We start from the raw sequence: 22,098 nt of genomic DNA, 5'->3' as shown, positions 1-22,098 counted from the left end.
GTTGGTTTCCACAACCATCTGTGCGGAAAGAGGTGAACCGATTACGGAGGGTGAGCCAGATCAGATGGAGGCGGCTGCTGAGGCCGGCAGTCGGCCCAGCCGGAGGTCGGGATTCACGGGGCCGCGCGGCTCAGCTCAGGTCGGTGTTCAGGCGGCCGAGGAGGCGGGCCAGGTCGGTGAGGTCGGCGCTGTCCCAGCGGTCGAGGATCGCGCGGAACTCGGCCTGGCGCTGGGCCCGCATCGCGTCGTACCGCTCGGCGCCGGCCGTCGTCATCCGCAGCAGACGGGCACGTCCGTCGTCGGGGTCGCCGATGCGCTCGATCAGACCAAGGGTCTCGAGCTGGGACAGCCCCCGGCTCACCGTCGACTTGTCGAGACCGAGAGCCTGGGCGACATCAGAAGCCCGTACGCCGGCGCCGCCGCCCGCCGTCCCCAGGTCGATCTGCGAGATCAGCGCGTAGCCGGCCGCGTCCATCTCCGGGTGCACCCGGCGAGCCAGCAACATCTGGGCGGAGCGCGCCCGGCGGAGCAGGATCGACAACTCCTGCTCGACATCGGCAATCAGCTCCGGCGGGCGCCCGGTCGCCCGGCCCGCGGTCGGGCCGGCACCAGAACCCGCGAGAGGACTCGCACCGGAGGCGGCGGTCGGGCTCACGCCGGAGGCAGCGCCCGGGCTCACGCCGGAGGCGGCGGCCGAGCTCGCGCTGGATGCGGTACCGCGGACGGGCGTCGGGCCGGCTTTCGGTTCGGGGCGCTGGGCGACCATTTCGTTCACCGGACCACGATGCCGGCGTCGCGGAGGGCCTTCTTGACGTCGGCGATCCGCAGGTCGCCGAAGTGGAACACGCTCGCGGCGAGCAGCGCGTCGGCGCCGGCCTCGACGGCGGGCGGGAAGTGCTCGGGCGCCCCCGCTCCCCCGCTGGCGATCAGGGGAACGTCGACCACCGCGCGGACCGCGCGGATCAGCTCCAGGTCGAAGCCCTGTTTGGTGCCGTCGGCATCCATCGAGTTCAGCAGGATCTCCCCGGCGCCGAGCTCGGCGCCCTTGCGGGCCCACTCGATCGCGTCCAGCCCGGCCGACTTGCGCCCGCCGTGCGTGGTGACCTCGAACCCGCTCGGCTGCTCGGCCGACCGCCGGACGTCGAGCGACAGCACGAGCACCTGGTTGCCGAACCGGTGCGCGATCTCCTCGATCACCGCCGGCCGGTTGATCGCGCCGGTGTTGATGCCCACCTTGTCCGCGCCGGCCCGCAGCAGCCGGTCGACGTCCGCGGCCTCGCGTACGCCGCCACCGACGGTCAGCGGGATGAACACCTGCTCGGCCGTCCGCCCGACCACGTCGTACGTCGTCTCGCGCGACCCCGACGACGCGGTGATGTCGAGGAAGGTCAGCTCGTCGGCGCCCTCCCCGTCGTACAGCTTGGCCATCTCGACCGGGTCGCCGGCGTCGCGCAGGTTGACGAAGTTGACACCCTTGACCACCCGCCCGGCATCAACGTCCAGACAGGGAATCACACGCACGGCAAGGCTCACGGGGACAAGGCTAGCGAGCACGTCCAGCACCGACCGCATCCGACCCGGAACAAGCAGCCCGTACGAGGCCAAGGCCGGTCCGGCTCAGAGCAACCGGTCCACCAGGGGCCAGGCGATCAGAATCCCCGCGCCCGCACTCACCAGCATCGTCACCGCATACGCGACCGGTCGGCGACGAACCGCCGGATCCACACCGAACTCGCGGACCAGGTCCACAGGTCCCATCGTGGGCCGCTGCTCCAGCGGTACCTGGTCGCCCGCCAGCGCGCGGGCCAGCGCATCGCCGGTCTGCGAGCCCCACAACCACTCGGCCGCACCGATCCGTCGCCCGTCCCGCGCGAGCGCCAGCAGGACGCCACCGGGGAGCGATCCGCGCAGACGACCGATCGAGACCACCCGGACGAGTTCGTCCCGCCGCAGCGTCGTGGAGGTGCCCACGGCGCTGATCGAGGTCACCGCCTCGTCGTCGACGACCAGCGACGTCCGGGCGAAGATCACCCTCACCGCCACCGCGATCAGCAGCAGCCAGGCGGCGAACGCCAGTACGGCGGCGACGCCGCTGATCGCCCAGGTGCTCAACGACCAGCACAGCAACGCGCCGATGGCGACGTAGACCCCGGCCAGGATCCAGAACGGCGCACCGGCCGCGGAGAACCGCGGCCGGTGGACCGAACGACTCACTTCCAGGCTCGGCGTTTGCTCGTGGATGCCTTGACGGGGGTGGTCGACTCCCACACGCGGCGCCAGCGCGCGGCGTCCGGGCCGGACTGGGACGGAGACGCGCCGGTCGCGACGCGACGACGGGCCTCGTACCAGGTGGTCGACTCCTCGTCGAGCAGCGCCGACACGGCGGCGGAGATGCGCGGCGCGAACTCGCGGGCGCTCTCCCCCGGCTTGGCGTGCAGCGGGTCGCCGTACCGGACGGCGACGGTCGGGCGTCCGGGCACCGGCCAGCCGCGGCCGCGCGGCATCGCGGCGAACGAGCCCTTGATGCCGACCGGGACGATCGGCACGTTGTGCTCGACGGCCAGGTACGCCGCACCCATCCGGAAGCGTTCCATCCAGCCGTCGGGCGAGCGGGTGCCCTCGGGGAAGACCACCACGTTCCACCCGTCGGCGAGCAGGTCGCCCGGCGTCGCGCTGAGCTTGCCGCCGCGGCGCTCGATCGGGAACGTGTTGAACACGATCGCCGACGCGGTCGCCCGCCACCAGGTGTCGAAGAAGTAGTCCGCGGCCGCCGCGACGGCGGTCTTGCGGCGCATCGCGTCGGGCAGCGTGCAGAGCACCAGCGGGGTGTCCAGGTGCGACGAGTGGTTGGCCACGATCAGCGCCGGGCCGTCCAGCTTGAGCAGCGAGTCCAGGCCGCTGACCTGCGGGTTCACCTCGAACCGCAGGACCGAGTTGAGCGCGCCCTTCTGCAGCACCTCACGAACGGCGATCGCGGCCGGCGTCCGGGCCCACCGGGTCGGGAAGACCGTGGACTCCTTCGGGATCACGTACGGCTCGGCCGAGCGCGGGACCTGGGTCCGCCGTCCCCACCGCCAGCCGCGCGCGACCTGCTTGACGTCGCGGGCGGTGTCCCGCCCGAACTTCACCAGGTTCGTCCCCATCAGCGAACGTCCGCGAGCAGGTGCGGCGGGTTGTGCAGGTAGGTGATCGACGGCGACCGGCCGACCGAGTGGCTGACCATCTCCAGCGCGTCCTGCAGCGTCGAGGCGGACCGGAAGCCCATCCGCTCGACGGTCTTGCGGTTCGCGCCGACCCAGACGATGTCGCCGCAGTGGTCGAGGGCGTGGCTGATCCAGTACCACATGTAGAACGGGTGCACGCCGTGGTAGGCGTACGACGTCCGGTACAGGTGGATGTACCACGGGTCCTCGGCGTACTGCTTCTCGAACTTCGCCTCGATGGTGGCCGGGTCGGTCGACTCCGACAGCACCTCCTCGAAGAAGTCCACGTACGACGGGTGGTGCAGCTGGCTGAACTCGTAGTCGACCGGGTGGTACAGGATCACCGCGCCGTCCTTGCGGACGATCGGGTTGCCCCGGTAGGAGTTGAAGTAGTAACCCAGCCCCATGCAGGCGGCCAGGATCGGGTTCATCACCGAGTTCACGTTGTACGGGCCGACGAACGGCACGCCCATGATCGCGACGTCGGACTGGCCCTGCACCTCGACCAGGTGCTGCTTGTGCACGTTCTCGATGGTCTTGTCGTGCACCGGCTCGATCTTGCCGGCGTGGATCCCGGTCAGTCCGTAGTTGGCCCGGACGTCCTGGAAGATCTTGCGCCGGGCCTTGGCCGGGGCCAGCGCGAGGCCGCGCTTGGCGCCGAGCATCGCGGCCTGGTCCTTGATCGACCACTCCCACTCGCGCTTCTGCAGGAACTCCAGCGGACCGCCGAAGATGTCGTTGTTCAGCGTGGTCTCGATCTGGAAGACCTTGACGTGCTGGGTGAGGATCTCGCCCATCCGCCAGGCCGAGTGGTGCATCTTCGAGGCCTTGTGGTCCATGAACGACCGCGAGTGGATCATCGTGTGGCTGTTGTGGTGGTGCTTCAGCGACTTGTACGACGCCAGCCCGATCGACGTCGACTTGTGGCCGCCGTCCATCGCCACCAGGTTCACATTCACGTAGACCAGCAGGTCGGACTCGGCGGCCCGCTTGGAGATCTCGACGTCCTCGCCGTGCCGGGTCTGGCCCAGGTGGGTCAGGTTCTCGGTGTCCTCGGCGTCGAAGTTGTACAGCTTGCCGTCGGGGAAGAACGACCGGAAGACCCGCTCGCCGACGATGTCGCGCAGCTCGTTCGGGGTGAGCCGGCGGTGCAGCGCGTTGGCCGAGATCAGCTCGACGTCGTCGACGCCGGCGTCGGCGGCCATCGTCAGCACAGCCTCGATGATCCGCTGGCGGATGTCCGGCTTCTTCATCGGCGGCAGCGGCAGCGAGATGTCGTCGAACGCGATCGTCAGCCGCATCCCCGGCCGCAGCAGCTCCGGCAGCGGCTCGGACTCCAGCGGGTGCAGCAGCGCGTTCTGGATCGCTTCCTCGACGTCGCGCACCGGCGGCAGCGCCTCCGGCGGGTACACCACCCGGGTGCCGAGCGGAAAACGCTCCAGCAGGAAGCCCTCACCGTTGTGCACGAGCAGCGGCGGCGTCCGGTCGTCCACCTCAAGCACAAACCCTGGCCGAGACATGTCAGAACCTCTCTCGTCGTACGTTCAGCAGCGGAGCCGTCATGAGGCCCTCACATCGAAGGCCACCTTCACGGTGCCCAGGCGGCCGGCGGACTGGGCGTGGTCCAACGCCTCGCGCCACCGGTAGAGCGGGTACCGCGCGCCGACCACGCCGTCCAGCGGTGCCTTGGCGGCGATCTCCAGCGCGGTCTCGAAGGCGGGCCGGTCGTTCGGCTCCTCCCGCGAGGACGCGTACGTGCCGGTCAGCTCCAGCTCGCGGAACCACACCGGCGACAGGTCCGCACCCGTGGACGGCATCCCGGCCAGGACCACCCGGCCACCGGCCTTGGTGACCCGCAGCACGGTGTCGATCGAGTCCTTGCTGCCGACCGCGTCGACGGCGATGTCGACGCCGCCGAGCAGGAACTCCTTGGCATTCAGCTCCGGCTTCAGCCGGAAGGCGCCGGTCGCCCGGCGGACCCCCCGGAAGACCTCGTCGGGAGCGACCACGTCGCTCGCGCCGAAGGCCTTCGCGAGCTCACGCTGCTTGGCGTGCTTGGCGACGACCGTGATCCGGCCGGCCTGCGTCAGCTCGCGCAGCGCGAGGGTCGCGAACAGCCCGACCGCTCCGGCGCCGCTGACCAGGACCGACTGACCCGGCTCGACCTTGGCGCGCAGCGCGGTGTGCACGGCACCCGCGAGCGGCTCGGTCAGTACGGCGCGCTCGTCGGACAGACCGTCCGGTACGGCGTACAGCTGGCTGCGGTGGGCGACCATCACGTTGCCCCAGCCGCCACCGGTGTCCTGGCAGAACCCGGTCTGCAGCCCCGGCGCGACGTGGCCGACGGTGATCCGGTCGCAGCGGTTGGTGCGGCCCGACACGCAGCTCTCGCAGGGCTCGACCCCGCGGGCGGCGCAGGTCAGCACCGAGTCCATCACCACGCGGGTGCCCTTGGGCAGGTCCTCGCAGTCGTCCAGCAGCTCGCCGACGATCTCGTGACCGGGCACGAACGGCATCGACACCAGCGCCGAGAAGTACAGCTTGGTGTGGCCGGTGACCATGCCGAGGTCGGAGCCGCAGATGCCGGACAGGATCGGCCGGATCCGGGCCCAGCCGTCGCGGTCGGCCTTCGGCTCGTTGATCGTGACCAGGCGCAGCGGCGCCGCCGGGCCGGTGAGCACACCGGGGATCCGGCTGCCGACCGCCTTCGCGGCCAGGTACTTGGCCGGCGAGCGGTACATCTCCAGGGCCAGCATCATCGGGCGTTCACCCCAGGGATCTCCAGACGCGAGGACGTGGTGGGTGTCTTCCAGTCGACGATCTGCCAGCGCGCGGCCCGGGCGGCCCGGAACAGCGAGACGTCCGGCGAGACGGCGACCGGGTTGCCGACCGTGGTCAGCATCGGCAGGTCGGAGTGGCTGTCGGCGTACGCGTAGGACCTGGACAGGTCGATGTTCGTGCCGCGGGCGCGGTGCTTGATCCAGGCCGCCCGGGACTCGCCGACCAGCGGCGGGCCGGACAGGTACCCGGTGCAGCGGCCGCGGTCGTCGACGGCCAGCTCGGCCGCGACGATCTCGTCGAACAGCGGCTCCAGCGGCCGGGTCAGCGGCCGGACGGCGCCGGTGATCAGGATCGTCTTGTGCCCGGCCGCGCGGTGCTCGCGGATCCGCCGTACGGCGTCGCCGCTGAGCCGCTCCAGCACGTGCTCGGCCAGCACCTCGTCGACGATCCGGTTCAGCTCTTCCAGGTCGGCGCCCTCGTAGCGGCGGTAGATGGTCCGCAGGAACGTGCCGCGGTCCTTGCGCTCGGCCGAGATCAGCTTCGGCAGCTTGCGCAGCATCGCGCCGATCTCACCGACCCGCTGGTGGCTGTCCAGCTCGGGCAGCCGCATCCACAGGTAGGTCTCGATCACGTTCGACGAGAGCAGCGTGCCGTCCATGTCGAAGGCCGCGATGATCTCGGCGTCCTCCGAGGGCTGCACCTTCTTCAGGACACCGGCGTTCTCGGCCAGGGCCTTGTTGCGCTTCTTCCGTACGACGTCCAGCCGGCGCATCGACTCGGTCACGCTCGGGCAGTGCAGCTCCTGCAGGTAGTACTGCCAGTCGACGACCGAGGTGTCGCAGGCGAACTTCTCCTGGTCGTCACCCTCCAGCGCGTGGTGCAGGGCGAGCACGTTGTCGTCGATGAACTGCAGCTCGGCCTGCGCGTACTCCGAGTACAGGTCCATGTAGCGGCGCAGGAAGTCGAGCCGGCGCTTCTGCACGTCCAGCTCGCGGGCGTACTTGCGGACGCGCTCGCTGCGCGGAACCGTGGTGATGATCCGGTCGGCGATCGAGTGCGCCTTCTCGCCGTAGCGCAGCATACTCTCGACCGAGTCGCCGCCGGGGAACTTCCAGACCGGCAGCCGGACCGCGCCGCGCTCGCCCAGGTCGAACGGGTGCTTGGAGAAGTAGGCGCGGACGCCGGCGTACAGCTGCTCGAAGGTCAGCGGGTTCCGGGCGCCGGAGCTGACGTGGTAGTACTCCGGCTTCGACAGCTCGGGCTCGGTCGCCATCACCGCGCAGATCGCGCCGACCACGTGGTCGACCGGGATGATCTCGACCACCGAGTCGGGGCTGGCCGGGAACTCCGGCAGCTCGCCGCGGCCGTAGGCCAGGATCAGCGGCTCGGCCATCTTGAAGCCCTCGATCCAGCCCGGGTGCGGGCTCTGGAGCGCGGACTCGATGATGGCCGGGCGAACGATCGAGGTCGGGAACTTCGACGCGAACTCCTCGACCACCCGCTCGCCGAGCGCCTTGGTGAAGGTGTAGCAGTCGGTCCAGCCGAGGCTGCGGGCCCGCTCGGTGCCGGTCTCGACCAGCTTCTTGGCGACCCACTCGGTCCGGCGGCGCTCGGTGTCGGCGGCCGCGGTCAGGTGGCCGGCGCGGCGGTGCAGCTTCTCGGAGTCCTTGCGGAACTTGGTCAGCATCGCGGCCGAGCGCGACATGCCCTCGATCCGGGACTTCATCTCCATGCCGGCCGCGGCCTCGCTGCGCCAGTCGACGCTGTGCTCGACCGGAGCCTCCGGAATCGCGCCGCGACGACGGCCGGCGGTGTACGCCGTGGAGATGTGCACGTAGTGGATCGAGTGGCCGTCGACGGCGCGGCTCTGGTCGATCCGCTCCAGCAGGCTCTTGGTGCCGAGCACGTTGGTGGTGAACGCCTCGTGGATCGGCGGGTCGAAGCTGACGTCGCCCGCGCAGTGCACGACGATGTCGAGATCGTTCGGCAGCTCCGGGACGTCGGCCAGGTCGCCCTCGACCACCTGGACGCGGGCCGCGGACAGCGCCTCGGCGTCGGCGTACGGGGTGCCCTCGCCGTAGAACGGCTTGAAGATGTCCTTCTTCAGCAGCTGGGCCATCCGGTCGGTGCCCTTGAGCGAGCCCTTCGGCCGGATGATCGCGACCACCGTGGTGCCCGGCAGCTCACCGATGATGCGGTGCAGCAGCGCCTCACCGACGAACCCGGTCACACCGGTGACCAGGACCTTCTTGCCGTCCAGCTTGTCGGCAAGCCTCACTTGTCGCCTCCACGGGTGAGTTCGAGTGCCTCGGTCAGGGTGAACGCGCCGGCGTACAGGGCCTTGCCGACGATGACGCCCTCGACGCCGTCCTTGACCAGGGTGCTGAGTGCCTTGAGGTCGTCCAGGCTGGAGACGCCGCCGGAGGCGACGATCGGCTTGGCGGTGCGCGCGCACAGGTCGCGGTAGAGGTCCAGGTTCGGGCCCTGGAGCATGCCGTCCTTGGTCACGTCGGTGACGACGTACCGCTCGCAGCCGGCCTTCTCCAGGCGGTCGAGCACCTCGTAGAGATCGCCGCCCTCCTTGGTCCAGCCCCGCGCGGCGAGCGTGCGGCCGCGGACGTCCAGGCCGATCGCGACCCGGTCGCCGTACTGGCTGATGATGCGGTCGCACCACTCCGGGTTCTCCAGGGCGGCGGTGCCGATGTTGACCCGGCGGGCCCCGGTCGCCAGCGCGGCCTCCAGGGAGTCGTCGTCGCGGATCCCGCCCGACAGCTCCACCTGGACGTCCAGCTGGGCGGTGACGTCGGCGAGCAGCTCGCGGTTGCTGCCGCGGCCGAACGCGGCGTCGAGGTCGACCAGGTGGATCCAGTCCGCGCCGGCCTCCTGCCACGCCATCGCGGCGGCCAGCGGGTCGCCGTACGAGGTCTCGCTGCCGGCCGCGCCCTGCACCAGCCGAACCGCCTGCCCGTCCGCCACGTCGACGGCAGGCAGCAGCACCAGGTTCTCAGACATGGGCCACACCCTAGATGCCCGAGGTTCTGGTTTCGTAACCCACTGCCCCGCTGAGTCGTTGAGATCCGATCTGTCTCAGCAATACCAGTACGGCGTGTGGTCTGCCTCGTAACATCGTGGTCGATGGTCACCTTGGCGGAGTTGGAAGAGTCGCCGCACGCGGCGCTGGCGGCGGTGCGGCCCGTGGGCTGGGTGGACGCGCTCGGCGGCTGGGTGGTGAGCGGACGCGAGCTCGCCATGCGGGTGATGCGGGATCCCGCGACGTTCACCGTCGACGATCCGCGGTTCTCCACCGCGCAGGTCGTCGGGCCCTCGATGCTGTCGCTGGACGGCGCCGCGCACACGGCGCACCGGGCACCGTTCGAGCACGCCTTCGGGCTGGCGGAGACGCGAGCGCGGTTCACCGGGCCGGTCACGGAGACGGTTGACTCGCTGGTCGCGGCTTTCGCTGCGGACGGCTCGGCAGATCTCCGCCGTGCGCTCGCGGGGCCGCTGTCGGTGGCCGTGGTCGCCTACTCGCTCGGGCTGCCGCCGGCCTCGTCGGACACGGTGCTGGGCTGGTACGAGGCGATCTCGGACTCGGTGACCGGCGTCGCGGCCGGGCGGCGGGTGACCGCCGCTGGCGCCGAGGCGTTCGGGCGGCTGCACGCGCACGTTGCCTCGGGCATCGAATCGTCGGACTCGCTGGTCGCCGAGGCGGCCCGCGCCGGGCTCGGCGTCGACGAGGTGGTGGCGAACGCGGCGGTGCTGATGTTCGGCGGGATCGAGACCACCGAGGGCATGATCACGAACTGCCTGTGGCACCTGCTGACGTCCCCGTCGCAGCTCGACGCGGTGCTGGCCGATCCGTCGCTGCTGCCGAACGCGCTGGAGGAGTCGCTGCGCCTCGAGCCCGCGGCGGCGGTGGTCGACCGGTACGCGACTCAGGACGTCGAGCTGGCCGGCTGCTCGATCCGCCGTGGTGACCTGGTCACCGTCTCGCTGGCCGGCGCGGGACGCGATCCTTCGGTCTTCCCGTCGCCCGACGAGTTCGACGTACGGCGTACGAACGCCCGGCGGCATCTGGCCTGGGCCAGTGGTCCGCACATCTGCCTCGGCATGCACTTGGCCCGGCTCGAGGCTCTCACGGCGTTGCGGGCCGCCTTGGCACTGCCCGGATTGCGGCTTGCGCCGTCGTCGCCTCCGCCGCGCGGGCTGGTCTTCCGCAAGCCGTCGGCGGTGAAGGTGCACTGGGACGTCTAGTGCTCCTAGTACTCCTAGTGCTCTTGGTGCCAGTAGGAGGCGGTGGCTGAGGTCTGCTTGCGGATCACGTCGGGCGCCGGTTCGGCGGGCCACAGCTGGAGCAGGTAGCGGTCGACGACGGGCTCGTCTGCGCTGACCACGTCGACCTCTTTGCCCTTGTCCATGTCGGCCGCGCTGTAGCGGGCCCGGTAGCTGACCACGGGCAGTTCGGTCGACACGTACATCCCGGCATCCAGCCCGTGCAGCACCAACTCGGGGCCGACCGGCTCGAAGGAGACCTCGACGATCTCCTCCCAGGTGTCGTCCAGCGCCGGTTCCTCGTCGAGCCGCTCGACCCGGAGCCCGACCTCGCCGGTGTGCAGGCCGGTGATCAGCAGTAGCCGCCCGGACTGGGCACCGCCGCAGAGGCCGTTGACCTGACCGCGCCGAGCGTCGTCGACATCGGGCCAGTCCACCCCACCGGTCATCAGGTAGATCTGGCCGAACGTCAGGCCCATCCGCCCGTCGAAGATTGTCGTCATGTCGCGACCCTAGGTCGGGGAACCGTTACGCAGTACAGGATCTGCACGAACGGGCAAGGCCCCCGCCCGGTCCTGGCAGCGTCAGGCGACCCGGCGGAGCACCATCACCGTTGCCGGGATCACCGGTGTCGGCCGGTCCGGCTCCGCATCGGCGTCGCGGCGGAACTCTTCGAAGCCGGCCTCGATCTCGTCGGCCGGCAGGTGCTCGAACGTCGACAGCGCTCTCGTGCTCACCCGCTCGTACAGCGTCTCGAGGGTGCGCTGCTGCTCGGCCTCGACCACGAGCACCTCCGCGTCCGGGACGAGGTTCGCGGCGCGCGCCATCCGCTCGGTCTCCCCGACCGTCCGGTACATCGCGGCGTCCGCGGCCGGGGCCGACGGGAAGTACCGGTACCAAGGCAGCTCGGGCATCCGGTCGGCGAACTGGCTGCGCAGCAGCACGACTCCCCCGGGCCGCAGGACGCGGTGCAGTTCGTGGAACGCCTGCTGCTGGTCGGCGAAGTGGTGGAAGGACAGGAACAGCAGCGCCACGTCGCACGACGCGTCCGGCAGCGGGATCGCCTCCGCGGATCCTTCGAGGTAGGTCACCTCCGGATGCGCCGGCGCCTGCTCGCGCATCCGTGCCGACGGCTCCACGCCGTACGCCGGTCCGCCGAACGTCTCCGCGAGCGCCCCGGTGAAGCGGCCGGTCCCCGAGCCGAGGTCGAGGACCGTCAGCGGGCGCTCGGGCCGGACGACGTCGGCGTACGCGCGCATCCAGGCGTCGACGGTCGCCTGGTCGACGGCCCGGCCGGCGGCGTACACGCTGTGCAGGCGATCGTCGTAGTCGACCATGGCTCTAGTCCTTCCAGGCGTGGTGCCAGTACTCGGCGACCTCGGCGGTCTGCTTGAGGATCGCGTCGGGCTGCGGCGTCGCCGGCCAGAACTGGAGCAGGTACCGGTCGATCGGCGGCTCGTCGTCCTTCACCGTGTCGGCCTCCGCGGCCGCGTCCATCCCGGTCGCGCAGTAGCGGACGCGGTAGTCGTCGACCGGCAGGTCGAGGTGGTGGACCGCCTCGCCCGCCCACTCGACCAGCGCGATCTCCTGCTCGACCGGGCGGAACGACGCCTCGACGATCTCCTCCCACGTGTCGTCCAGGGGCGGTTCAGTCGTGTGCAACTCGATCGTGAAGTGGGTCCGTCCGGTGTGCAGGCCGGTGGTCAGGAACAGGGTTCCCGGCAACGCGGCCCCGCACAGTCCGTTGGCCTGGCCCTGGTTCGACTCCGCCGGATCGCTCGCGAACGTCCCGCCGGACATCACGTAGATCTGGAAGTAGGAGACGTGCACCGGGCCGTCGTACAGGACCTTCATGCCCGAGACGGTAGTCCATCCGGAGTCAGTACGACGGTGGCGCCGGACTCGGCCGCGGCCTGGACCAGACGCAGCGTCGCGAGGGCCGGGTGGTCGTCGAGCAGCTTGGCCGAGTTCGCCAATGAACGCAGCGCGGCCGCCTCGCCGCGGGCGCGCTCGAGGGCCGCGCGACCGCGCTGCTTCTCGATCGCGGTCTCGGCGAGGGCGCTCCGGAGCTCGCCGACGACGCCGAGGTCGCGGACGGCGACGTCGAGCACGGTGATCCCGAACTCGACGGCCGTTGCCCGGAGACCACCGGGCGCGCTCGCGCCGTGCTCGGGTGCGTTCGTGCCCTGAACGCGCGCGCCGCTGGCGTGATCGGGCGCGTCCGTGCCCTCATCGGGCGCGTCCGTACGGACGAGCGCCGGCGCCGCGGCATCCGCCTGTGGCGTAGCCGCTCCGGCGAGCGCGGCCGCGACGGCGTCGCGGCCTTCGGGGCGGAGCAGCTCGTCCAGCTCGTGGCGTCCGACGGCGTCCCGAATCTCCAGCTGCAGTGCGACGTGCAGCAGGTCCTCGGGGTTCTCCGCCTTCTCGACGAACGCGCGGGCGTCGGTGACCTGCCAACGCGCGATGGCGGTGACGCGCACGGTCACGCCGTCCGCGGTGAAGATCTCCTGGCCGGAGACCGACAGCTGCCGGACGCGCCGGTCGATCCGCTCCTGCCGGGTGCGACGGACCTGGCGCACGGTGTGACGACCGGGCTCGAGCCGGGACTCGAAGACACCGTCCCGGTACACCAGAACCTGCTCGTGCGTCTGCACGGTGATCTTCGCCATCGTCCACTTCCTCTCGCCGGTCGTCGGTCGCTGGGTCGGCCGTTGCGGCGGACGATCTGTCCCGGGGTCACCCCGGACCGTGGCGGAGGTACCGGCTCGTGACGAGCAGCCGGGCCTGCAGAGCGTTGGGCCGGGACAGCGTGAACCCGGGACAGATCTCTTGGTCCGTTGCAAAGCGGCTGCCGGGTACAACGCGCAGGACGGCTCCGGAGATCTCCGGTTCCGCTGCTGATCCGGCGGTGCCTGCTCAGTGTGGGGGCAGGCGGTGGCCCCGGGCAAACGCTTTGCGGCCTTGCCGGGTTGTTGCCTCAGGCAAAGACATCGTAGCCGAGGCGGAGGATCAGGGCGCTGACCACGACCAGGAAGATGATGCGGACGAACTTGCTGCCGCGGGCGACCGCCGTACGGGCTCCGAGCAAGCCGCCGACCATGTTCGCGGCGCCCATCGTCAGGCCCAGTCCCCACAGCGGCGCGCCGTGCGCGGCGAACACGGCGATCGCGCCGAGGTTGGTGGCGACGTTCGCGATCTTCGCCTTCGCGCTGGCCTGGAGGAAGTTGTAGCCGAGCAGGCCGACCAGCGCGAAGATCAGGAACGAACCGGTGCCGGGCCCGACCGCGCCGTCGTAGAAGCCGATCATCAGCCCGACCGTGCCGGCGGCGACGTAGTGGTTGCGGCCGTCCCAGCGCAGCGCGGTCCGCGCGCCGAGCGACGGCTTCAGCGCGGTGTAGATCGCGACACCGATCAGCAGCACGAGCACGATCGGCTTGAACCAGCTCATCGGGATCTTCGTCGCCACCAACGCCCCGGCGGCCGCGCCGAGTCCGGCCAGGATCGTCAACGGGATCACGGTCCGCCGGTCCGGGCGGACCTTCACGCCGAACGTGACCGCGCTGGTCGCCGTACCGCACAGCGAGGAGATCTTGTTGGTCGACAGGATCTGCGCGGGCGAGGCGTTCGGCAGACCGAGCAGCATCGCGGGGAGCTGGATCAGCCCGCCACCGCCGACCACCGCGTCGATCCAGCCGGCCGAGAAGGCCGCGACCACCAGGAACACGACGGTCCACAAGGAGATATCAGGCACGACGCCCCCGGAATGCACTCACGGCTCCATGATCAGGTAAGGACGTAGTACGTGAGAACCCTTACCGGGTTGGACGTGACCGGCTCCACAAAACCAGCGGACGTGAACCGCTCGACTCTGGACAATGGGGTGGTGAAGTTCCTGCTGCTGATCCACAACAACCCCGAAGCCCTGGAAGGCCTGACGCCCGACCAGCGCCGCGCGCTGATCGGCGGCGACGACCTGGTCGACCGCATCGGCCGGCTGCGTGCGAACGGCGAGCTGGTGCAGATCCTCGCCCTGCAGCCCCCGTCGGAGTCCAAGACCGTGCAGACCGTCGCCGGCACACCGGTGATCTCCGACCGCCCGTTCCTGGAGACCAAGGAGTTCCTGGCCGGCGCGCTGGTGGTGGAGGTCCCGTCGATCGAGCGGGCCCTGGAGATCGCCGCCGAGGTGCCGTACGCCGCCGTCCAGCGCATCGAGGTCCGGCCGGTTCGAGACCTGGACGAGGACGGCCTCGCCCGGTTGGACCCGGGCGAGTGAGCTCGCGCTCGTGATCGCAGACGACGCGCACGTGCGGGGAGCTCAGGCCAGCACGCCGGGCGCGGATGCGGGCGCGGCGTGCGACGCCACTGGCTCGATTACCCGCGAGCCGGCAGCCCGGGCCAGCGCACCCACCCCCGAGGAGGGCTTGGCGTCCGGCGCCAGCAGATCGACCACGCCCGACCAGGAGCCCAGGGCCGCCGTCCACTTCCCCACACCCGACGGGGAGCTCGAGGCGGCGATTCGGGCCGGGGCGCCGAAGGCGTTGGCAACGCTGGTCCGGCGGTACGGCGTGTTCGACCAGTGCGAGGACGCCGTCCAGGAGGCGTTGCTCGCCGCCTCGACGCAGTGGCGCGAGCACGGCGTACCGGAGCAACCGGTCGGCTGGCTGATCAGCGTCGCGACCCGTCGGCTGATGGACGGCTGGCGCCGCGACAACGCCCGGCGGCAGCGCGAGGTCAACGACTTCCTGCGCACCCCGGCCGAGGCCGACTCGACCGAGGACACCGACGACACGCTCCGACTGCTCGTCCTGTGCTGCCACCCGACCCTGACTCCCGCGTCCCAGATCGCGCTCACCCTGCGCTCGGTCGGCGGCCTGACCACCGCCGAAGTCGCCGCGGCTCTCCTCGTCGCCGAGTCGACGGTGGCCCAGCGCATCAGTCGCGCGAAGCGCCTGATCAAGGAGTCCGGTGCCAGGTTCGAACTACCGACCGGCGCCGAGTACGACGAACGTCTGCGCGCCGTACTGCAGGTCCTCTACCTGATCTTCAACGAAGGCCACACCGCCAGCTCCGGCGACCAGCTGCAGCGACTCGACCTCGCGGTCGAGGCCCTCCGGATCACGCGCATGCTGCACGCCTCACTTGGGCCCCGCCCGCGGCACCCGGCGGATGCGGCGCCGGCTCACCACCGCTCGGCGGTGCCGGTGCCGGCTCACCACCGCCCGGCGGTGCCGGTGCCGGCTCACCACCACCGCCCGGCAGATGCGGCGCCGGCTCACCAGGACCCGGCGGTTGCGCCGGCTCACCGCGACCCGGCGGATGCGGCGTCGGCATCCCACCACCCGCCGGATGCGGCGCCAGCTCACCACCACCCCACCGCGCCGACCGGGGAGGTCGCCGGGCTGCTCGCCCTGATGATCCTCACCCACGCCCGCCGCGACGCCCGGACCGGTCCCGGCGGCGACCTCGTCCCGGCCGACCGCCAGGACCGCACCCGCTGGTACACCGCGGAGATCGCCGAAGGCACCGCCCTCGTCGAGGCCGCCCTGCAATCCGGCCGCGTCGGCCCGTACCAGCTGGAAGCCGCTATCGCCGCGGTCCACAGCGAGGCCGACTCGGTCGAATCGACCGACTGGGAACAGATCGCCGGCCTGTACCGCATCCTCGCCGAGATCGACCCCGGCCCGATGGTCCGCCTCGGCCAGGCCGTCGCGGTGGCGATGACCGACGGCCCGGACGCCGGGATCGCGATCGTCGACGCGCTCGCCGACGACCGCCACCTCGGCGACCACCACCGCCGCCTGTCGGTCCTTGCCCACCTCCACGAACTCGCCGGCCGGTACGACGCCGCCCGCGCGCAGTACGAGGCGGCCCTCGACCGCACCCGCAACACCGCCGAGCAGAACTACCTGCGCGACCGCATCGCCCGCCTCAGCTGATCCGCCCGGCCGGCGGGACGGTCAGCGCCGTACTGAACACCTCGGTCGGGTCGACCTCCTGCTTCAGCGCCGCCAACCGGTCCCGGTGCGACTTCGGGAAACACCGGTCCAGGTCCTCGGCCGTCGGGTGCGAGAGGAAGTTGCCATAGGCCCCTTCCGGCTGCAGCCCCTCCCACAGGCTGTCGAACCCGTCGACCTGCCCGCCGTGCATCGCCGTCGACCCGAGCAGCACCGTGTTCACCATGAACCGGGCGTCGCGGCGCCCGAACGCCGTCGCCTCCGGAGCGACCGCCCCGAACGCCCCACTCAGCGCGCGAACGTCGACCGCCATCGCCGGCATCCGGCGCCGCGCGTCGGCCAGCCGCTCGACCAGCTCCGGCACCCACCGGTCGAACAGCCCGTTCCGCATCCGCGGCGTCCACTCCGGCGGCATCTGCTCGGTCGTCAGGATGTCGCCGTACGGGATCTCCGCCACGGTTTCGGTGATGACCGTGCCCAGCGCACGCAGCGGCGCGAGCAACCGCTCGGCGTCCACGAGATCACCCGAGACGCACACCATGACCGCGACCGGCGCCTGCCCCTCCGCGAACATCGTCGGCGGCAACTGCACCGACGACGACAGCTCGACGGGCGCGTTCGCCATGTACGCCGCCCAGCCGCTCACGACCTGCTCCAGCTGCGCCGACGGGAACAACAGATTCCCGAACAGCACCGTCGGCTGATGAACCGCCACCACGTCGTACGACGCCACGACGCCCAAACTCCCAGCGGCACCCCGAACACCCCAGAACAGCTCCGGCTCGTTCACCGCGTCGACCCGGCGAGCAACACCATCGGCGGTCACCACCTCGGCCCCCACCACACTGTCGAGCGCCAGCCCGAGCCGCCGCACCATCCACCCGATCCCACCGCCCCCGAGCAATCCACCCACACCAACCGCGGCGGTATCCCCCGACGAAATCGCCAGCCCTGAACTCGCCAGCTCCCCAGCAACCCGCCCCCACGTAGCCCCGGTCCCGACCCGAACCGTCCGCCGGCCGTCCTCCTCCGGCACCACCGTCACCTCGTCCAGCAGCCCGACGTCGATCACCACTCCCCCGTCATTGGTCCCGAACCCAGCCGGATGGTGCCCACCACTCCGCACGGCCACCGGCAACTGATGCTCGCGCGCATACCGCAGCGCCGCCGCGATGTCGTCAGCCCCAGCACACCGAACCACCACCGCCGGATGCCCTTGCACGGTGAGCGTCCTGCTCGACACCGCGTACGCCGGGTCCCCGTCGGTCAGCACCTCACCCTTCACGACCTCCCGCAGCCCGTCGATCCCGAACCGCCCTGCCGAAGTTCCAGTCATGGTGTTCCCACCCATTCCGTTCACCGGGCACCCCCTGATGGGCGCCACACCCCCTGATCGCAGCGACCGGCCGATCCTCGACATCACCCGACGAAAGAACTTCGGATCTTTTCTGTGCGAGCCGTGCGACAGTCAGAGACAGCGACTGCGGACCCGAAGCGGCGACTGCGTGTCGCGGCAGAGACAGCCGCGGTGCAGCTGCGGGCGCGAGCAAGCACGGTGCTGGGTGCGGGTGAAGGTGCGGAGTGCGGATGTCCGGGTGCTGGTTCGAGTGGTTGAGGAGTGAGTGCGGATGAGTTCATCGATCCTGCCGCCGCAGGACGAGCACCTCAGCACCGGCTGGGAGCCTGACGTGCCCGCCGCTGACTCGCTCGTCCGCCAGGCAGTCCTTGCCCACGCGTCCTGGGCCGTCGCTCCGGCGAGACGGGCCGGCCAACCCTGGTACGACGGCGACACCTGGGCCGGAGGCATCCTCGGCGACCGCGGCCCGATCACCAACTGGATCATCCCGAAACAGCCGGTCGACCCCGCCGAGGTCATCGCGTCCGTCGACCGCGAGCTCCCCCGCGACGTGCCCTACCTGTTCGTCAGCGCCTGGCCGACCGGCGATCTCACGCCGTACGGCCTGGCCCTGGCCGGCCATCCCCCGCTGATGATGCGCTTCCCCGGTACGCCGATCACTCCGCCGGCCACCGACCTGGAGATCCGCCGGGCCACCGACGAATCCACCCTCGTCGACGCCGAACGAGTCCTGATCGAGGGCTACCCGCTACCCGAGCTCCAGCCCTACGAACCCGGCTCGCTCTACTCCCCGACCTTCCTCGCCGACGACACCGCTGTCTGGGTCGCGTACGACGGCACCAGCCCGCTCGCCACCTCGGTGGCCCACACGGCCCACGGCCTCACCGTCGTCGAGAACGTCGCAGTCCTCCCCCAAGCCCGAGGCCGAGGCGCCGGCGCCGCAATCACCTGGGCGGCCACCATCCACCACCGCACCCAGCCGGCCGCCCTCACCGCCAGCGACGCCGGCCAACCCGTCTACGAACGCCTCGCCTACCAGCGCCTGGAACGCTGGACGGTCTGGGTCCGCCCCTGACAGCCGTCCCGGGCCACCAGTCCCGGCCCACCAATCCCCGGCCACCAGTCCCGGCCCACCATCCCCGGCCACCAGTCCCGGCCCACCAATCCCCGGCCACCAGTTCCGGGCCACCAGTCCCGGCCCACCTGCCCGGCACCGACGCGCACCACTGTCCAACCCACGCGACACGCCGTCGTAGAGCCCTTTCTTCCGGCGTGTCGCCGACTTGGACAGTGGTGCCCGTCGGCGAGCGGTCCGGCGGCGGCTCGATGAGCGGCTTGTGCAAGTCGGGCGGGGACTCGTTACCCACCACGAACCCGTCGCTGCAGCCGGGCGCGCTCGGGCTGGAGGCGACGGCGGAGGCCCGGACACGGCGAAAGCGGCCGGCATCGCGTCCGGGGCAGTGGCCGACGCGCAGTCGCCGACCGGTCAGGAACCCGGCGGAGCCAGCTGCAGGTGCAAGTCGTCCAGTGAGACGCTGGCGTCCGCGGCTGGGGTCCAGTTGTTCAGGGGACAATCGCCCGCCCACCGTGGAACGAGGTGGAAGTGCAGGTGCAGGACCTCCTGCCCAGCAGCCGATCCGTTGGCCTGGAGGAGGCTGACGCCGTCAGCAGGAAGGCGGTCGATCAGCAGTCGGGTGGTCTGCTGGAGGACGGGCCCAACCGCAGCGACGGCCTGCCCTGCCTCTTCGGCGGTCAGGTCGACGACGTGAGCACGTGGCACGACCAGCGTGTGACCGCGGCGCAGCGGACGGATGTCGAGGAACGCGACCGCGGAATCGTCCTCGTACACCACCCGCGCCGGAAGCCGCCCCGCAACAATCCCGCAGAAGGTGCAGTCGACCTGCGCCTCACCCGCGTCACCGAGTTGCAGACGGCTGGTGCCACCCGGACCATCCGGCCCGAAGCGATCGGCGCCACCAGCATCACCCGGCCGGAGGCTACCCACGCCACCCGCCACCTCCGCCCCGGGGCGACCAGCACCACCGGCGCCCTCCGACCCGGGACGACCCGCGCCATCCCCACCCTCCGACCCGGGACGACCCGCGCCATCCGAATCACCCGACCCGAGGCAACCGGCACCGCCCGAATGCCCCGACCCGAAGCGGCCGGCGCGACCCGCATCACTCGACCGGAGCCCATCGCCTTCGCCCATTTGTTCTCCAGGAAACGCAGCAGCCCCTCGCTGGAACCAGCGAGGGGCTGCTGACAGACGAACCAGAACTAGCTGCGGACAGCCTCGACCAGGTGCGCGACGACCTCGTCCACCGGGACGTCCGCGCGCTCGCCCGAGCGGCGGTCCTTGACCTCGATGGTGCCGTCGGCGAGGCCCTTGCCGACCACGGCGATGGTGGGGACGCCCAAGAGTTCGGCGTCCTTGAACTTCACGCCGGGCGACACCTTCTCGCGGTCGTCGTACAGGACCGTGAGGCCCTGCGCCTCCAGGGCGGCGGCGATTTCGGCGGCCTTGGTGAAGACCTCGGCGTCCTTGCCGGTGGCGACCAGGTGGACGTCGGCCGGCGCGATCTCGCGGGGCCAGATCAGGCCGAGCTCGTCGTGGTTGCCCTCGGCGATCGCGGCGACGGCGCGGGTGACGCCGACGCCGTACGAGCCCATGGTGACCGTGACGAGCTTGCCGTTCTGGTCGAGCACCTTGAGGTCGAGCGCCTCGGCGTACTTCTGGCCGAGCTGGAAGATGTGTCCCATCTCGATGCCGCGCGCGGTCGACAGCGGGCCCGAACCGTCCGGAGCCTCGTCGCCGTCGCGGACCTCGGCGGCCTGGATCGTGCCGTCGGCGGTGAAGTCGCGGCCGTGCACCAGGTTGATGACGTGGTAGCCGGACTTGTCCGCGCCCGTCACCCACGCCGAGCCCTCGCCGACCCGCGGGTCGAGCAGGTACCGGATGCCGGAGGTGTTCTCCTTGCCGAGCACGCCCGGACCGATGTACCCCTTGGCCAGCGCCGGGTTCTTGGCGAAGTCGGTGTCCTCGAACGCGACCACCTCCGCCGGCTCGACCTGCGCGCCGAGCCGCTTCTCGTCGATCGCCCGGTCGCCCGGTACGCCGATCGCCAGCGGCTCGCGGGTCCCGTCGGGGTGCACCAGCATCACCAGGACGTTCTTCAGCGTGTCGGCGGCCGTCCACTCCCGGCCGTCGGTCCGCGGGTGCTTCGCGTTCAGCGCGTCGACCAGCGTGTCGATGGTCGGCGTGTCCGGGGTGTCGACGACCTCGGCGGCCGGCACGGCCGAGAAGTCCACCGGCGCGGTCTGCGGCACGACGACGGCCTCGACGTTCGCCGCGTACCCACCCGGGGAGCGGACGAAGGTGTCCTCGCCGTTCTCCGCGATCGCCAGGAACTCCTCCGAGGCCGACCCGCCCATCGCGCCGGACATCGCCTGCACGATCACGTAGTCGAACCCGAGCCGGTCGAAGATCGCGATGTAGGCCTTGCGGTGCAGGTCGTACGACGCCTGCAGCCCGGCTTGGTCGATGTCGAAGGAGTAGGAGTCCTTCATCACGAACTCACGCCCGCGCAGCACGCCGGCCCGCGGCCGCGCCTCGTCGCGGTACTTGTTCTGGATCTGGTAGATCGACAGCGGCAGGTCCTTGTACGACGAGTAGAGGTCCTTCACCGCCAGCGTGAACATTTCCTCGTGCGTCGGCCCGAGCAGCATGTCGGCGCCCTTGCGGTCCTTCAGCCGGAACAGGTTCGGCCCGTACTCGGTCCAGCGGCCGGTCGCCTCGTAGGGCTCGCGCGGCAGCAGCGCCGGGAAGACCAGTTCCTGCGCGCCGATCGCGTCCATCTCCTCACGGACGATCTTCTCGACGTTGCGCAGCACCCGCAGGCCCAGCGGCAGCCAGGTGTACATCCCGGGCGCGGTGCGGCGGATGTAGCCGGCGCGGACGAGCAGCTTGTGGCTCGGGACCTCCGCGTCCGCCGGGTCCTCGCGAAGGGTGCGGAGGAACAACGACGACATACGCAGAATCACGGGAATCTCCAGGCAATGACCAGTAGGACAGAAACTTCGGACACCAAGGAGGATATCCGTCCGGCGCATTCCGTCCGACCAGTTATCCCCAGGCCTCCCTCAACGACTCTCCCGGGACGCCTTCAGCGCGGCCCGGATCAGCGGAACCTGCAGCGGCAACCGCCCGAAAGCGATCGCCTTGGCGTGCCCGGATCCCTTGCGGTTGACGTCCAGCGCCATCTGCACGTTGGCCGGGAAAACAGCTGCCAGCAGCGCCGCACTGGCCAGTCCGGCGGCCCGCCGCGTCCGCGGGTGGAGCAACCCCGCGGCGCAGGCCAGCTCGGCCACCCCGGAGGCGTAGACCAGCTCCTTCTTGGCCGGCAACGCCTTCGGGACGATCCGTTCGAACGGTGTCGGCCTGACGAAGTGCAGCACGCCCATCACCGCGAACATGCCCGCCAGCCCGGTGGTGCTCCTGCTCCGTCGACTCATGAGCACCACCTTATTA

21 protein-coding genes are annotated in these 22,098 nt (G+C 70.9%); 4 read left to right on the top strand and 17 right to left on the bottom strand.

The window, feature by feature from the left end; all coding sequences use genetic code 11:
- Nucleotides 1-130: 130 nt before the first annotated feature.
- The 8 genes from ABD235_RS04945 to priA form a co-directional block, all read right to left on the bottom strand.
- On the bottom strand, nt 131-766 hold the full coding sequence (locus ABD235_RS04945) for a MarR family winged helix-turn-helix transcriptional regulator (protein WP_344173656.1): 636 nt from the start codon (nt 764-766) through the stop codon (nt 131-133).
- A 5-nt stretch (nt 767-771) separates the two neighbouring features.
- Complete coding sequence (gene hisF, locus ABD235_RS04940; RefSeq protein ID WP_344170022.1) at nt 772-1,533, bottom strand: imidazole glycerol phosphate synthase subunit HisF; 762 nt, start codon at nt 1,531-1,533, stop codon at nt 772-774.
- A gap of 84 nt (nt 1,534-1,617) precedes the next feature.
- A complete protein-coding gene (locus tag ABD235_RS04935; protein WP_344170019.1) occupies nt 1,618-2,214 on the bottom strand; it encodes a hypothetical protein in 597 nt (198 codons plus the stop codon).
- The gene (locus ABD235_RS04930) at nt 2,211-3,143 is read right to left on the bottom strand and encodes a lysophospholipid acyltransferase family protein (RefSeq protein ID WP_344170017.1); all 933 of its coding nucleotides are present in this window, start codon (nt 3,141-3,143) and stop codon (nt 2,211-2,213) included. The genes ABD235_RS04935 and ABD235_RS04930 overlap by 4 nt, the downstream gene beginning before the upstream one ends.
- Nucleotides 3,143-4,696 (bottom strand): NPN-dependent hydroxyacid isomerase, LarAH14/15/16 family, encoded by a 1,554-nt coding sequence (gene larAH / locus ABD235_RS04925; RefSeq protein WP_344170014.1) that lies wholly within the window; start codon nt 4,694-4,696, stop codon nt 3,143-3,145. The genes ABD235_RS04930 and larAH overlap by 1 nt, the downstream gene beginning before the upstream one ends.
- A gap of 66 nt (nt 4,697-4,762) precedes the next feature.
- Nucleotides 4,763-5,962, bottom strand: a complete 1,200-nt coding sequence (locus ABD235_RS04920) for a zinc-dependent alcohol dehydrogenase (protein ID WP_344170012.1) — start codon at nt 5,960-5,962, stop codon at nt 4,763-4,765.
- Nucleotides 5,959-8,262: an HAD-IB family hydrolase gene (locus tag ABD235_RS04915; protein WP_344170010.1), complete on the bottom strand. Its 2,304-nt coding sequence runs from the start codon at nt 8,260-8,262 to the stop codon at nt 5,959-5,961. Before ABD235_RS04915 ends, ABD235_RS04920 begins: the two co-directional genes overlap by 4 nt.
- Complete coding sequence (gene priA, locus ABD235_RS04910) at nt 8,259-8,996, bottom strand: bifunctional 1-(5-phosphoribosyl)-5-((5-phosphoribosylamino)methylideneamino)imidazole-4-carboxamide isomerase/phosphoribosylanthranilate isomerase PriA (protein ID WP_344170007.1); 738 nt, start codon at nt 8,994-8,996, stop codon at nt 8,259-8,261. The genes ABD235_RS04915 and priA overlap by 4 nt, the downstream gene beginning before the upstream one ends.
- A 123-nt stretch (nt 8,997-9,119) precedes the next feature.
- Here priA and ABD235_RS04905 point away from each other — a divergent pair, with 123 nt between their 5' ends.
- Entirely contained in the window at nt 9,120-10,238 is a 1,119-nt protein-coding gene (locus tag ABD235_RS04905) for a cytochrome P450 (RefSeq protein WP_344170004.1), read from the top strand.
- 14 nt (nt 10,239-10,252) lie between these two features.
- Here the strand turns inward: ABD235_RS04905 and ABD235_RS04900 are convergent, their stop codons facing one another.
- The 5 genes from ABD235_RS04900 to ABD235_RS04880 all read right to left on the bottom strand — a co-directional run bounded on the left by ABD235_RS04900 (nt 10,253) and on the right by ABD235_RS04880 (nt 14,025).
- A complete protein-coding gene (locus tag ABD235_RS04900; protein ID WP_344170001.1) occupies nt 10,253-10,759 on the bottom strand; it encodes a hypothetical protein in 507 nt (168 codons plus the stop codon).
- Between the two features lie 81 nt (nt 10,760-10,840).
- Complete coding sequence (locus ABD235_RS04895) at nt 10,841-11,593, bottom strand: class I SAM-dependent methyltransferase (protein WP_344169999.1); 753 nt, start codon at nt 11,591-11,593, stop codon at nt 10,841-10,843.
- Nucleotides 11,594-11,597: 4 nt separating this feature from the next.
- Entirely contained in the window at nt 11,598-12,110 is a 513-nt protein-coding gene (locus ABD235_RS04890; RefSeq protein ID WP_344169996.1) for a hypothetical protein, read from the bottom strand.
- Nucleotides 12,107-12,925: a slipin family protein gene (locus tag ABD235_RS04885; RefSeq protein WP_344169993.1), complete on the bottom strand. Its 819-nt coding sequence runs from the start codon at nt 12,923-12,925 to the stop codon at nt 12,107-12,109. The genes ABD235_RS04890 and ABD235_RS04885 overlap by 4 nt, the downstream gene beginning before the upstream one ends.
- Before the next feature lie 308 nt (nt 12,926-13,233).
- Complete coding sequence (locus tag ABD235_RS04880; protein WP_344169990.1) at nt 13,234-14,025, bottom strand: sulfite exporter TauE/SafE family protein; 792 nt, start codon at nt 14,023-14,025, stop codon at nt 13,234-13,236.
- Nucleotides 14,026-14,139: 114 nt separating this feature from the next.
- On the opposite strand from ABD235_RS04880, the gene ABD235_RS04875 reads away from it, so the two are divergent.
- Both ABD235_RS04875 and ABD235_RS04870 read left to right on the top strand, forming a co-directional pair.
- Nucleotides 14,140-14,529, top strand: coding sequence for a YciI family protein (locus ABD235_RS04875; RefSeq protein ID WP_344169987.1), 390 nt, complete (start codon nt 14,140-14,142; stop codon nt 14,527-14,529).
- 10 nt (nt 14,530-14,539) lie between these two features.
- Entirely contained in the window at nt 14,540-16,192 is a 1,653-nt protein-coding gene (locus ABD235_RS04870; protein ID WP_344169984.1) for an RNA polymerase sigma factor, read from the top strand.
- Here ABD235_RS04870 and ABD235_RS04865 read toward each other — a convergent pair.
- Nucleotides 16,185-17,546, bottom strand: coding sequence for an FAD-binding oxidoreductase (locus tag ABD235_RS04865; RefSeq protein WP_344169981.1), 1,362 nt, complete (start codon nt 17,544-17,546; stop codon nt 16,185-16,187). The two genes, ABD235_RS04870 and ABD235_RS04865, sit on opposite strands and share 8 nt — an antisense overlap.
- Before the next feature lie 292 nt (nt 17,547-17,838).
- Here ABD235_RS04865 and ABD235_RS04860 point away from each other — a divergent pair, with 292 nt between their 5' ends.
- The gene (locus tag ABD235_RS04860) at nt 17,839-18,642 is read left to right on the top strand and encodes a GNAT family N-acetyltransferase (RefSeq protein ID WP_344169978.1); all 804 of its coding nucleotides are present in this window, start codon (nt 17,839-17,841) and stop codon (nt 18,640-18,642) included.
- A 411-nt stretch (nt 18,643-19,053) separates the two neighbouring features.
- On the opposite strand, the gene ABD235_RS04855 is transcribed toward ABD235_RS04860, so the two are convergent.
- The 3 genes from ABD235_RS04855 to ABD235_RS04845 all read right to left on the bottom strand — a co-directional run bounded on the left by ABD235_RS04855 (nt 19,054) and on the right by ABD235_RS04845 (nt 22,082).
- Nucleotides 19,054-19,572, bottom strand: a complete 519-nt coding sequence (locus ABD235_RS04855) for an HIT family protein (protein ID WP_344169975.1) — start codon at nt 19,570-19,572, stop codon at nt 19,054-19,056.
- Nucleotides 19,573-19,847: 275 nt separating this feature from the next.
- Nucleotides 19,848-21,611, bottom strand: a complete 1,764-nt coding sequence (locus ABD235_RS04850) for a proline--tRNA ligase (protein ID WP_344169972.1) — start codon at nt 21,609-21,611, stop codon at nt 19,848-19,850.
- Nucleotides 21,612-21,710: 99 nt separating this feature from the next.
- Nucleotides 21,711-22,082, bottom strand: coding sequence for a DoxX family protein (locus tag ABD235_RS04845; RefSeq protein ID WP_344169969.1), 372 nt, complete (start codon nt 22,080-22,082; stop codon nt 21,711-21,713).
- Nucleotides 22,083-22,098 lie beyond the last annotated feature (16 nt).

The organism is Kribbella lupini, assembly GCF_039529595.1.
In the GTDB taxonomy this organism is placed as follows: domain Bacteria; phylum Actinomycetota; class Actinomycetes; order Propionibacteriales; family Kribbellaceae; genus Kribbella; species Kribbella lupini.
This window is presented reverse-complemented; position numbering and strand designations above follow the sequence as displayed.

Bases quoted from the DNA above. Each gene is read 5' to 3' on its own strand.
- ABD235_RS04945 (WP_344173656.1), bottom strand. From the start codon at position 766: ATGGTCGCCCAGCGCCCCGAACCGAAAGCCGGCCCGACGCCCGTCCGC.
- ABD235_RS04930 (WP_344170017.1), bottom strand. From the start codon at position 3,143: ATGGGGACGAACCTGGTGAAGTTCGGGCGGGACACCGCCCGCGACGTC.
- ABD235_RS04920 (WP_344170012.1), bottom strand. From the start codon at position 5,962: ATGATGCTGGCCCTGGAGATGTACCGCTCGCCGGCCAAGTACCTGGCC.
- priA (WP_344170007.1), bottom strand. From the start codon at position 8,996: ATGTCTGAGAACCTGGTGCTGCTGCCTGCCGTCGACGTGGCGGACGGG.
- ABD235_RS04905 (WP_344170004.1), top strand. From the start codon at position 9,120: ATGGTCACCTTGGCGGAGTTGGAAGAGTCGCCGCACGCGGCGCTGGCG.
- ABD235_RS04900 (WP_344170001.1), bottom strand. From the start codon at position 10,759: ATGACGACAATCTTCGACGGGCGGATGGGCCTGACGTTCGGCCAGATC.
- ABD235_RS04895 (WP_344169999.1), bottom strand. From the start codon at position 11,593: ATGGTCGACTACGACGATCGCCTGCACAGCGTGTACGCCGCCGGCCGG.
- ABD235_RS04890 (WP_344169996.1), bottom strand. From the start codon at position 12,110: ATGAAGGTCCTGTACGACGGCCCGGTGCACGTCTCCTACTTCCAGATC.
- ABD235_RS04885 (WP_344169993.1), bottom strand. From the start codon at position 12,925: ATGGCGAAGATCACCGTGCAGACGCACGAGCAGGTTCTGGTGTACCGG.
- ABD235_RS04865 (WP_344169981.1), bottom strand. From the start codon at position 17,546: ATGACTGGAACTTCGGCAGGGCGGTTCGGGATCGACGGGCTGCGGGAG.
- ABD235_RS04860 (WP_344169978.1), top strand. From the start codon at position 17,839: ATGAGTTCATCGATCCTGCCGCCGCAGGACGAGCACCTCAGCACCGGC.
- ABD235_RS04845 (WP_344169969.1), bottom strand. From the start codon at position 22,082: ATGAGTCGACGGAGCAGGAGCACCACCGGGCTGGCGGGCATGTTCGCG.